The sequence below is a fragment of the Cellulophaga sp. L1A9 genome (assembly GCF_009797025.1).
Classification (GTDB): domain Bacteria; phylum Bacteroidota; class Bacteroidia; order Flavobacteriales; family Flavobacteriaceae; genus Cellulophaga.
This window is the reverse complement of record NZ_CP047027.1, coordinates 3135592-3148292: the sequence shown is the minus strand read 5'-3', so window position 1 is coordinate 3148292 and position 12701 is coordinate 3135592. Positions and strand designations below refer to the sequence as shown.

At 34.9% G+C, this 12701-nt stretch carries 11 protein-coding genes and 1 riboswitch; of the genes, 4 read left to right on the top strand and 7 right to left on the bottom strand.

Annotated elements, in window-relative coordinates; genetic code table 11:
- Nucleotides 1–85 precede the first annotated feature (85 nt).
- The 4 genes from tssD (at nt 86) to GQR94_RS13750 (ending at nt 4572) form a co-directional block, all read left to right on the top strand.
- Entirely contained in the window at nt 86–1822 is a 1737-nt protein-coding gene (tssD, locus tag GQR94_RS13765) for a type VI secretion system tube protein TssD (protein ID WP_158976035.1), read from the top strand.
- Entirely contained in the window at nt 1819–2427 is a 609-nt protein-coding gene (locus GQR94_RS13760) for a toxin-antitoxin system YwqK family antitoxin (protein WP_158976034.1), read from the top strand. The genes tssD and GQR94_RS13760 overlap by 4 nt, the downstream gene beginning before the upstream one ends.
- Nucleotides 2428–2625: 198 nt before the next feature.
- Nucleotides 2626–3471 carry an aldo/keto reductase gene (locus GQR94_RS13755; protein ID WP_158976033.1) on the top strand — a complete coding sequence of 282 codons (846 nt, stop codon included), beginning with the start codon at nt 2626–2628 and terminating at the stop codon, nt 3469–3471.
- A 45-nt stretch (nt 3472–3516) separates the two neighbouring features.
- Nucleotides 3517–4572 carry an LD-carboxypeptidase gene (locus tag GQR94_RS13750; protein WP_158976032.1) on the top strand — a complete coding sequence of 352 codons (1056 nt, stop codon included), beginning with the start codon at nt 3517–3519 and terminating at the stop codon, nt 4570–4572.
- A gap of 1 nt (nt 4573) precedes the next feature.
- Here the strand turns inward: GQR94_RS13750 and thiH are convergent, their stop codons facing one another.
- The 7 genes from thiH to recQ all read right to left on the bottom strand — a co-directional run bounded on the left by thiH (nt 4574) and on the right by recQ (nt 12581).
- Complete coding sequence (gene thiH, locus GQR94_RS13745) at nt 4574–5683, bottom strand: 2-iminoacetate synthase ThiH (protein ID WP_158976031.1); 1110 nt, start codon at nt 5681–5683, stop codon at nt 4574–4576.
- Nucleotides 5684–5693: 10 nt separating this feature from the next.
- The gene (locus GQR94_RS13740; protein ID WP_158976030.1) at nt 5694–6470 is read right to left on the bottom strand and encodes a thiazole synthase; all 777 of its coding nucleotides are present in this window, start codon (nt 6468–6470) and stop codon (nt 5694–5696) included.
- Nucleotides 6471–6472: 2 nt separating this feature from the next.
- Nucleotides 6473–7126: a thiamine phosphate synthase gene (gene thiE, locus GQR94_RS13735; RefSeq protein ID WP_158976029.1), complete on the bottom strand. Its 654-nt coding sequence runs from the start codon at nt 7124–7126 to the stop codon at nt 6473–6475.
- A gap of 18 nt (nt 7127–7144) precedes the next feature.
- Nucleotides 7145–7750, bottom strand: a complete 606-nt coding sequence (locus GQR94_RS13730) for a thiamine phosphate synthase (protein WP_158976028.1) — start codon at nt 7748–7750, stop codon at nt 7145–7147.
- 152 nt (nt 7751–7902) lie between these two features.
- Nucleotides 7903–9762: a phosphomethylpyrimidine synthase ThiC gene (gene thiC, locus GQR94_RS13725; protein ID WP_158976027.1), complete on the bottom strand. Its 1860-nt coding sequence runs from the start codon at nt 9760–9762 to the stop codon at nt 7903–7905.
- A gap of 60 nt (nt 9763–9822) precedes the next feature.
- Complete coding sequence (thiS, locus tag GQR94_RS13720; RefSeq protein WP_158976026.1) at nt 9823–10026, bottom strand: sulfur carrier protein ThiS; 204 nt, start codon at nt 10024–10026, stop codon at nt 9823–9825.
- A 115-nt stretch (nt 10027–10141) separates the two neighbouring features.
- Nucleotides 10142–10236: riboswitch (TPP riboswitch) on the bottom strand.
- Between the two features lie 143 nt (nt 10237–10379).
- Nucleotides 10380–12581: a DNA helicase RecQ gene (gene recQ, locus GQR94_RS13715; RefSeq protein WP_158976025.1), complete on the bottom strand. Its 2202-nt coding sequence runs from the start codon at nt 12579–12581 to the stop codon at nt 10380–10382.
- Between the last annotated feature and the right edge of the window lie 120 nt (nt 12582–12701).

The following is a 12701-nucleotide window of genomic DNA, read 5'->3' as shown; positions in this document are numbered from 1 at the left end:
AATGAGTATAAATTCGATGAAACACATCTTGTTTCAAGAAATATCATGGATGATTTTTCTATATTTAAAGGATATATCTTAAAGTATGGTAAAAGCTAAGTTATTGATTGACGGTCTTGACATAAATGTATTAAAATTTACTTATCGCTTCAATCAACAATTAGATCCTTATGGGCAACCCCATCAAGAACCAGTTTTCTTAGGAATTACATTGACCGTAGAGAGTCAGACTAATCTAAATCTAGGTAGTTGGTCTGCTGATCCGGATTTAACAAAACAATTAGAGTTACACATTCCTCCAGTAGACGAAAGAACAAAAATTCGTAAACTTTACTTATTTGACTGCTACCTCACCAACTGGTCAAATAATTTTTCTTCTTCAGGTATAGATCCTAAAACAGAAACTATTCACATAAGTGCTGGAGGTGTGAAAGAATCAGGTTCCACTACTGAATATTCGGCACATTGGAGAGTAACATTCCCTCCACCTGAAACGCCAAAAGTACAAGAAGAAATAACAGAAGAAGAGGATGAATTAGATTTAGTGTTTATAGCTAAACTTGAAAGATTGAGCAATTATCAAGGAGAATTTGGATTTGATTGGATGCGAAAATCTTATGAAACAGAAGCTATTTCTGAAAACTACGACAAACTTAAGAAAGAATACAATCCACTAGAAATAAATGGTTTAGAATATTTTACTCCATGGCTAAGTATGTTCCCTAAACAAGAGAATGTAAAGCTAAAACTGAATATCATAGAATTATTTAGTACGGTCAAAGATACGGACATCATAAAATTTCAAGAAAAAAAAGGAATAAAATTTGAACCCAATGAATTAAAAATTTCGGAAGCACATGGCGCTGAAATAACGATAAGTTGCAATTCTCCCTTGACTCAAAACACAACAATTTCATTTTTAGACAAAAATGATAACGAGGTGGGAAAAATTAACCTATTTAGAAATGCGAACCACGAACAACTACATTTTAATATTACTCCAATTCGTATTTTAAGAAGTACTTCTATAGAAATTGATAAAAATATTATAGAAGATAAAATAGACTTAGGTTTTGGCGATGTAAATAAAAATCTAGAAGATGATTTAGAAAATCTTGAAAATTATCTTAATACCAAATCATTAAATCAAGCATTGCTACAATGTAAAATTGGGGAAGTAGTTGATATAATTATAGATGAAGAAAATTGGATTGCAAATGATTTAATAATAACAAATGGAACTGCTTTCAAAGGAGATAATTTACTAACCTATTTTGAAATAGAATTAAAAGAACAACAGCCTATAGCTTTTAAAAATAAAGGAATTTTTATTTTTCTTTGCCCCTTAATAAATGTTGATGATGATGAATCAATAGAAAAGGGTGCACCCGCTTATGCGAATCTAAGAGATATTGACTCAAAAAACTTAGTTATGTTTGAGCCTAATTTAGGAAATAAGGAATCATTTGCTCATGAAATTTCGCACGTTGCAGGATTAGAGCATTCATTTAAGGAAAGAAGAGATCTAACACCTCTTGAAATAATTAAATATAATAAAAGAAAAAATGCAATTGACACAAATTTTGATACAATTATTAAATCAGGAAAGCACACTAAACAAGAAATTGCAGCACTTTGGAAACCATACAGTGTTGAAATGAGAAGGATAAATTCCATGTTATATACTTTAAACCGAAATCAATATAAATTTAAAAAAACAGAAACAGAAAATTTTATGGATTATGCCAATAATAGAAAATCTTTTTGGAAATTTCAATGGAAAGCATTGCAGGATGATATAATCAAATTTTATATAAAATGAAAAATATTTGTTTTAGTATTCTAATGTTTGGCACTAGTTTATTCGCATACGGCCAGGGAAGCAGTCCCATTCTTCCTCCTTTATTTTTGAATTCTTTATTTGTAGAAGTTAAAATAACTAATGGCATAATTATTTACAACTATAATTACAAAAATAAAAAAATAGAGAATAATGAATACTCCATATATCTTATCATTGATGATAAAGAAAATGAAGAAGTTACAGATATTCTTGAGGAGGAATCAGACTTTACCTTTGGCAAAATGACTGATTATATATCAACTGGTTACTTTCTCAATAATCGGAAAAATGGCATATGGAAAACAACTTTTAATGAAAAAATAGTTAAAAAAGAAAATTGGAACCATGGCCTTATAACAGGTGATTATCAGGTATACAATACCAAAAATAAAATACTATACAGCACATCATTTGGTAAATCTGGAAATGGCGTATATAAAGACTACTATTACAAATCTGGTAAATTGAAAGAAGAGGGGCGCTACAAAAACGGTAAAAAAGAAGGAGAATGGTGTACGTATCTAGAAAATGGTACATTACTTAAGCAGATAGACTATACAGACGGAAATCCAGATACCGAATAAATAACTATTGAAATTCGAGACCAGCATTGCTACAGTAGCTCTCAGAATATCGCTATCAACAAAAAGTTAAATGCCTGTACTTATTATTTCAGTATCTAGTTTATCAATATATTTAATGTATCAAAAATTGGTAGGATATAGCGTCTAAGGAAAATATAGTTTTCGTGCGCTACATTCACCTTTAAATAGAGGAATTACATGAAAGAGATACTATTAAATGACGGAAATAAAATACCAATTGTAGGTTTTGGCACCTACAAAGCAACGGAACAAGAAGGCATTGAAGCTGTAAAATTTGCATTAGAAAATGGCTATCGCTTACTAGATACTGCCGCAAAATATAACAATGAAGAAGCCGTTGGTAAGGGTATAAAACTAAGTGGTGTTCCTAGAGAGGACATAAAAGTGACCACCAAATTATGGAGAGAAAATCTCTCCTATGAAGAGACAATGTCTGAATTTGAGATCTCTCTAAAAAAACTACAATTAGAATACATAGACCTTTACTTGATTCATTGGCCTGCAAATGCTAAAAATTATGATAATTGGCAGCATGCAAATGCCGAAGCATGGCGCGCTATGGAAGATTTACAAACTGAAGGAAAGATAAAGTCTATTGGGGTCAGTAATTTTTGGCCAGAACATTTAGAAGCACTTTTTAAAACAGCACGGGTTTTACCTGCCATTAATCAGATAGAATTTCACCCTGGATATTGGCAACCAGAAGTAACTTGGTTTTGTAAAGTAAAAAATATCACGGTACAATCATGGTCGCCTCTTGGCAGAGGTGAAATTTTAAATAATAACACGCTGAAATCTATTGCTCAAAACCATAATACCACTGTGGCAAAAGTTTGTTTACGCTGGGTAACACAACATAACGTTGTTGTCATCCCTAAATCCACTACAAAAGAACGTATCATAGAAAATATTGATATTTTTGATTTTGACTTAACCCTTGAAGAAATTCAACAGATCAATGAAATTCCGAAATTAGGGTATAGCGGTGAACATCCTAACTTATGGCCCGAAAGAGAAGAATAAATCATTGTTTTCCGAATACCATACAAATCATCTTTAATTAATTAAATGAAATCTCGCAGAAACTTCTTCACTAATCTCTTAGGTATTTCAACAGCCTCGCTCCTGCCCTTTTCCGTTTTCGCGAATGCACGGCAACCCAAGATAAATCTGACCGCTATAAAACCCAAACGCCTTAAGAAGGGAGACACCATAGGTTTAATAGCTCCTGGTTATGCGGTGAAACCAGAAGTACTGGAAAAAGCAAAAGAAACGCTGATTAAAATGGGCTTTATTCCGTTTCATACAGCACGTATTTTATGGAATCACGGTTATTTTAGCAATACCGATGAAGAACGCGCTGCTGATGTCAATGACATGTTTGCCAACCCAAATGTAGCTGGAATTTTATGTGCACGTGGCGGGTATGGCTGCACCAGAATTATGCACCTTCTGGATTACGAGTTGATTAAAAACAACCCGAAAGTGCTTATTGGATTTAGTGATATTACTGCTTTAGCAAATGGAATATATTCCGAAACAGGACTTATTACTTTTCATGGCCCGGTTGGGAGTACTTTAGACGATGACTATTCTATCCAACAACTAGAAAATGTTATCATCCATCCTGAAAATCAGCTTTTAATTAAAAATGCTGTCCTTAAAGATGACGAACTTCTAAACAATCCGGAGTTTGATCGGTACAACATTACTTCAGGAAAGGCTACAGGTAAATTGGTTGGCGGAAGTTTAACGCTCATAATAGCTTTAATTGGTACTCCCCAGGAAATAGATTTCACCAATGCCATTGTCTTCATAGAAGATGTGGAAGAAGCTCCTTACCGAATAGATCGTATGCTCACGCAATTAATTGAAGGTGCTACATTTAAAAATGCAGCCGCTATTATGATTGGGGTTTGCAATGGTTGCGATAAACCTGCTGCATCAGGAAGTTTTACACTGAAAGAAGTTATTTTAGACCGCCTTAAACCTTTAAATATCCCTGCTGCATATGGTATGAGTTTTGGCCATGTGAAAAATAATTTCACACTGCCTATTGGGATCAATGCCACTTTTGATGCTGATAAAATGACGGTAAAGTTACTTGAAAAAGCAGTTCTTTAAGTTAAGAATAGGCTTTATCCCAATCTTTAAAAACAACTTCATATCCTTGAGATTGAATCATAGATTTTATTTCTGCTGTAGAGCGTTCATCTGAAATTTCAAACTGCTCTAACGATGCCGGCTCCACACTATACCCTCCTGGGTTGGTTTTAGATTCTGCACTAATAGAAGTGATGCCTAAATTGATAATATTATCCCTAAACTTTTCACTTTCTCGTGTAGACATAGATAACTCTACATCTTCATCAAGCAAACGATACGCACAGATTAATTGTACCAAATCAGCATCTGTCATTTCTACTTTCGGAGCTACATCACCTTCAAAAGGACGCAATCTTGGAAAAGAAATAGAATACTTCGTTTTCCAATACGTCTTTTGCAAATACCGTAAATGCAAAGCCGTATAAAAACTATCTACACGCCAATCTTCTAATCCAAATAAAGCACCGATTCCTATTTTATGAATACCCGCTTTTCCTAATCGATCAGGAGTATCTAAACGATAATGAAAGTTTGATTTTTTTCCTTTAGGGTGATGCACTTTATAGGTGGCTTCATGATACGTTTCTTGATACACCAAAACAGCATACAAACCTGCATCAATCAAAGTTTCATATTCCTCTTGATCTAGAGGCTGTACCTCCATACTAATGTTCGAGAAATTGTTTTTTATTAATTCAATAGCGTGTTTGATATATGCTACACCTACCGTTTTATTTGCTTCTCCTGTAACCAATAAAATATGATCATACCCCAAGCTTTTAATCTTTGCTACTTCTTTTAAAATTTCAGGGTCCGTTAAGGTTTTTCGCGGAATTTTATTCGTCATACTGAAGCCACAATACGTACAAATATTCTGACATTCGTTTGATAAATACATTGGAATGTACATTTGCATGGTATTTCCAAAGCGTTTTTTAGTAAGCTGATTGCTTCGCTGTGCCATTTGCTCCAGAAAAGGCTTTGCCGCAGGAGATATCAAAGCCTTAAAATCTTCTAATGCTATCTTTTCCTTCTGAAGTACTAGCGCAACCTCAGCTGTGGTAACCTGGTAGATTTCCTTTTCTAAGGTACTCCAATCGTATTGCTCAAATATGGTTTTGAAAGACATAGAATTAGTTTTAAAGTTCGTTCAAGAAGGATGTTAATGGGCTACTTGCTTCTGCTTGTTCTTTGATAGGTGCAAGTTTTGCTAAATAGGCCATTCTCCCCGCCTCGACTGCCATTTTAAAAGCAATCCCCATTGCTACAGGATTCTGCGAAACTGCAATTGCTGTATTTACTAAAACAGCATCGGCCCCCAGTTCCATAGCATACGCCGCATGTGATGGTGCACCTATTCCTGCATCTACAATCACAGGTACATTACTTTGCGCGATAATTATTTTTAAAAAATCTTCCGTTTTTATTCCCTTATTACTACCAATAGGCGCCCCAAGCGGCATTACACATTGTACTCCCACATCTTCTAATCGTTTGCATAAAACAGGATCGGCATGAATATAAGGCATGACTACAAAACCCAATTTCACTAATTCTTCGGCTGCTTTTAAGGTTTCTATCGGGTCAGGCAATAAATAACGGGGATCTGGGTGAATTTCTAGTTTTATCCAGTTTGTCTGCAAAGCTTCTCTAGACAATTGGGCAGCAAAAATAGCTTCTTTGGCCGTACGGACTCCAGAAGTATTCGGTAATAAATTAATGCTATCATTGGTTAAATAACTCAAAATATTATCAGATTCACTTTCAAAATCCACACGTTTTAAAGCTACCGTTACCAGCTCACTCTCAGAAGCTATAATCGCCTCTTTCATTTTCGTAGCACTTGAAAACTTCCCTGTACCAGTGAATAGTCTTGAAGTAAATGTTTTATCTGCTATTTGAAGTAAATCAATCATACTTATAAGTTTTGCTTTGGTTTCCACACCTGTTCTTCAATATCAGAATTTTCTAATATTTTTTTAAAAAGTGTAATGGTATTGAAGTCGTTGGTAATTGCTGTTGCTACAGCAACACCATAAACTCCTGTCTTTAAAATTTCAGGAACATCATTAAGCGTTATACCTCCAACAGCAATAATTGGAATACTTGTTTTTAGATTCTTAAGCAGCGCTACGTAACCTTCAAGCCCAAGAATAGGACTCAAAATTTCCTTTGTTTTTGTAAAATGATAAGGTCCTACACCGATATAATCTACCCCTTTTGCAATTAGCGTATTACAATCACTAATCGTATTTGCTGTGCCACCTATAATTTGCCAACTTTCTAAATACTTCCGCGCTATAGAAGGGCACGTATCTGTTTTTCCTAAATGAACACCATCTGCTTTTATTTCTTTTGCTATTCTATAATGATCATTAATGATTAATCGCGTTTGGTAATGATCTGTGATCTCTTTGGCTTCGCTTGCAAATTTTAAAACCTTCTTAGGACTTAAATTTTTTAACCTTAATTGTACCAAAGCTGCTCCTGCTGTACAAGCACTTTTTATATTTTTCAAATGCTCTTGTGGTGTTTCTCCTTGAGATATGTAGTGTAAACTGGGTAATTGCATCGGTGATCTATTTTGTATTTATATATTATTTTTATTTTTGCTATAATATGCTTGCATTGCTTTAAACGCTGTTACGGGTGATACGCTATTCCAAATTCCTCCTAAAACGCCCACACCTTTAAAACCCAACTGATGTATTTCCGCAATATTGTCTTTAGTAACACCGCCCATACCTATGATTCTTTTTTCAATAGAATTCACATCAAAACCTTTGCCTTCATATCCTTTTTTAGAGATGGAAGAAAAAACGGGACTCAGCAAATGATAATCAAACTCAAACCCACAAGCGGCTAACACTTCAGGATCATGAAAAGAAGAACTAATCGTTTTCCCATACATATCAAGCGGTTTAAAATACTGTCCGGGGTTATCAATATGATCTATTCTTTTTTGCTCCTGAAAGTGAATACCTTTTAAATTATAGGCATTTACTAATTCATGAAAATAATGCACGACGATACGATTGTGATACTTCTTCTCTACCAAATCTAAATAATCACAATGCTCTTGATAGCTTTTGTTAGGCTTACGAAAATGAAAATAGGCTAAACCCTCCTCAAAGAGCTGATGTAAAATTTCAATTTCATTAGCAATATCTTCTTCTGGTGCTATAAGAACTATCATAGTGTTTTGGGTTAGGGATTGCAGTGGCATCCTTTTGCTAGCTGTTGGTGCAAATTTATGGCGTAAAACAGCAAATTCACATAAATAAGCAAAAGATATAACGGAAAGCCCGACTACGCCTTTTTTCAAGGCGTAGGAACCTCCTAATTATGTTACAAATACACTTCTGATCCTTTTTCTTTAAATTCTTTGGACTTTTCATCCATTCCTTTTTGAATCACTTCGTTGTCTACAATATCATGTTCCGCAGCAAAATCTCTTACCTCTTGCGAAATTTTCATGGAACAAAATTTTGGTCCGCACATAGAACAAAAATGCGCCACTTTTGCACCATCTGCTGGTAAGGTTTCATCATGGTATTCACGCGCCAATTCGGGATCTAAACCTAAATTAAACTGATCTTCCCATCTAAACTCAAATCGTGCTTTTGATAAAGCATCATCTCTATGCTGCGCTCCTGGGTGTCCTTTTGCTAAATCGGCTGCATGTGCCGCCAACTTATACGTAATTACTCCCGTTCGTACATCTTGTTTATTGGGTAATCCTAAATGTTCTTTTGGCGTTACATAACATAACATTGCACAGCCGAACCAGCCAATCATTGCAGCACCGATACCTGAGGTAATATGGTCATAACCTGGAGCAATATCCGTAGTTAAAGGTCCTAAGGTATAAAAAGGAGCTTCATCACAAAGTTCTATTTGCTTCTCCATATTTTCCTTAATCATATGCATTGGAACGTGACCAGGGCCTTCTATAAAGCATTGAACTTCATGCTTGCGTGCAATTTTCGTTAACTCTCCCAAAGTTTCTAATTCTGCAAATTGCGCTTCATCATTAGCATCTGCAATAGAACCAGGGCGCAATCCATCTCCTAAAGAAAAAGCGACATCATATTGTTTTAATATTTCGCAAATATCTTCAAAATGGGTATATAAGAAACTTTCTTTATGATGCGCTAAACACCATTTTGCCATAATAGATCCACCACGAGAAACAATGCCTGTAACACGTTTAGCAGTCATAGGCACATAGCGCAAAAGAACACCTGCATGAATGGTAAAATAATCTACCCCTTGCTCTGCCTGCTCTATAAGCGTATCTCTAAAAATTTCCCAAGTAAGATCTTCTGCGACGCCGTTTACTTTTTCTAGTGCTTGGTAAATAGGCACTGTTCCTACCGGTACTGGTGAGTTACGAATAATCCACTCTCGTGTTTCATGTATATTTTGTCCCGTAGACAAGTCCATAATATTATCTGCTCCCCAACGGCATGCCCAAACGGCTTTTTCTACTTCTTCTTCAATAGAAGAGGTAACGGCAGAATTACCGATATTGGCATTTATTTTTACCAAAAAGTTACGTCCCAATATCATTGGTTCTGCTTCTGGGTGATTGATATTTGACGGAATTACAGCTCTACCTCTAGCTACTTCTTCCCGCACAAATTCTGCGGTAATCTTATTGGGTATGGATGCACCGAAATGTTCGCCTTTATGTTGTTTTGCTATCTCCGTCATTTCCTCCATACGCTGATTCTCACGAATAGCGATGTATTCCATCTCCGGGGTTATAATTCCCTTTTTAGCATAGTGTAATTGGGTAACATTTTTACCCTCTTGAGCGCGCATTGGTTTCTTCAATAGCGAAAAACGCATATGGTCTAGGCTCTTGTCATTTAAGCGTTGGTTGCAATATTCAGATGTAAAACTATTCAATTGCTGTACATCTCCGCGGTCTAAAATCCACTGTTCACGGATTCTATCAATACCTTGATGCACGTTAATAGATTTACTCGGATCAGTATAAGGTCCGGAAGTATCATAAACAGTAACCGCTTCATTTGGCCTAAGCTTGCCTGTAAGTGAGTCTTTGGTATCACTCAATGCAATCTCTCGCATGGCCACTTTTAATTGTGGATGCAATTTACCTGCTACATAAATCTTTTTTGAATTTGGAAAAGGTTGTGTCGTTAGCTTTTCGTTTTTTGGTGCGGTGTCTTTGCTTTTCATATTTTGTGAGAATTTAAGTCTTCGTGATATAAATAAGAATGTAGTGTGTAGTTTTATAAATTATCCGCCTTGTGTTGCTTTGATAAGCAGAACTACATCATTCTCAAAAAGAATTTCGTACTTCCAGAAATCTTTAGAAATAACCGTATTATTAATAGCGACAGCAATACCATCTTGAGTGGCCTTGAGGTGATTAAGGAGGTGAATAAGATTCGAATTTTCTTCGATGTCCACTCTTTTTTCGTTTACAACAATAGAAATCATGTACAGGATATTTTTAAATATGCTGTAAAAATTAAAAGATGAGAATATTCTTTGAAAAAGGAGGTGTTTAAGAACAAAACACACACATATGAAAAGGTTGCAAACACCCATTTCAAGGTGCTTTTCAACTTTTCCCTTCGGCGGTACTAACCGCATCAGGTTCAAAGGGTATGTCTCAGTTCCAAAATAGGAACACCCCTAAAGTTTACTCCGTAAAACTATAAAAAAACAATGGAACTAAAGAAGATTTGATCTATAATAAATAAGAATTAACAATTTAGTAATAGGGCTATAAAAAAATAACACTCCTAAAACTAGGAGTGTTATTTAAAATTTTAATTATAAATGAATGCTTAATTGGCTACTTCACTAATAAATTTAATACGATACAATCGAAGCTCTTCTTCTTCATAATCGCCCTCAAATTCATTCAAGGCCAAATCTATATTATCAGAATCTGCTTCTAAAAAATAATCGTGCAACTCTTCTTGCTGATCTTCATCTAAAACATCATCTACCCAATAGGAAATATTTAATTTGGTACCACTGTAAACGATCTGTTCCATTTCCTTTATCAATTCAGGAATGGCTATCCCTTTTGCAGAAGCAATATCATCTAATGGTAATTTGCGATCAACATTCTGAATGATATATAATTTTAATGCAGAATTGGCTCCTGTACTTTTTACGATTAAATCATCTGGGCGGGTAATCTCATTATCCTCCACATACTTTTTAATAAAATCTACAAATGGCTTCCCGTATTTTTTTGCTTTACCTTCTCCTACTCCATGAATATTTACAAGTTCTTCTAGGCTAATAGGATACTTTAAAGCCATATCATGTAGTGATGGGTCTTGAAAAATTACAAAAGGAGGTACTTCTAATTTCTGACCTTGTCTTTTTCTCAAGTCCTTCAATACTTTAAGTAACGCCTCATCTATTACGCCACCGCTACTTTTTGCAGCACTGACAATAGCATCATCAGCCGCTTGATTGTATACATGATCTTTAGTCATCATAAAGGAAACAGGATTTTTAGCAAATTCCGCTCCTTTATCCGTTACATGTAGTATTCCGTACTGTTCTATTTCTTTACGTAGATACCCCGCTACTAAACCTTGGCGCACTAATGCCATCCAATGTTCTTTGTCTCTGTTAGCTCCTATTCCAAAAAATGGTTTTTCATCTGTTTTATGAGAAGCGATAATCGCATTTACTTTTCCTGTAAGTACTTTTACGATTTCTTTAGATTTAAATTTTTCCATGGTACCCTGTACCACTTGAATCACTTTAACTAAATCTTCTTTAGCTTCTTCTTTGTCTTTCGGGTTTTTTGTGTTGTCATCCATGAGCGCTCCGTCTCCGTTTACATCATCAAAATATTCTCCGAAATAATGTAGAATAAATTTTCTTCTAGACATAGAAGTTTCCGCATAAGCTACCATTTCCTGTAACAAGGCATTACCAATTTCCTGTTCTGCAACAGGCTTACCAGACATAAATTTTTCTAACTTCTCAATATCTTTGTAGGAGTAAAAGGCCAAACAATGACCTTCGCCACCATCTCTACCTGCTCTACCCGTTTCTTGATAATAACTTTCTATACTTTTAGGAATATCATGGTGAATAACAAACCTTACATCTGGTTTATCAATCCCCATTCCAAAAGCGATCGTTGCCACCACAACATCTACACCTTCCATCAAGAACATATCCTGATATTTTGATCGTGTTTTGGTATCAAATCCGGCATGATAGGGTACAGCGCTGACACCATTTACCTGTAGTACTTGAGCGAGTTCTTCTACTTTTTTTCTACTCAAACAATAAATAACACCAGATTTACCAGAATTTTGTTTGACAAAACGTATGATATCTGCTTCTATATTTTGAGTTTTAGGACGTACTTCATAAAATAAATTAGGTCTATTAAATGACGCTTTAAATAAATCAGCATCTGTAATTCCTAAGTTTTTTATAATATCCTCTTGTACTTTTGGCGTTGCTGTAGCGGTAAGCCCTATAATAGGAATCGTATCGTCTAAGCGACTAATAATATTTCTTAAATTTCGATATTCAGGTCTAAAATCATGTCCCCATTCGGAAATACAATGCGCTTCATCAACGGCAACGAATGATAATTTTACAGATTGTAAAAACTCAACATACTCGTCTTTAGTTAATGATTCTGGCGCCACGTAAAGTAATTTAGTGATACCACTAGTAATATCACTTTTCACCTGTTTTATTTCTGTTTTGGTCAATGAAGAATTCAAAACATGAGCAATACCGTGCTCTGAAGAAATACCACGAATGGCATCTACTTGATTTTTCATTAACGCAATAAGTGGGGAAACTATAATTGCAGTACCTTCTTGCATTAATGCAGGAAGTTGGTAACAAAGCGATTTTCCACCGCCAGTGGGCATTACTACAAAACAATTTTTACCTTCAAGAATACTTGTAATAACACTTTCCTGAAGTCCTTTGAACTCTGAAAATCCAAAATATTTTTTTAGTGAGGAATGCAAATCAATTTCACTCAAACTCATAATTTATTTTACTATTAATACTGATGCTAAGTTCGCATATTCAATACGATTTAGTTAGTTTCTTAGCAAGTTTAAAATTAGCACAAAAAACAAAAGTTTACTTTAAAGAATTTAAAATAT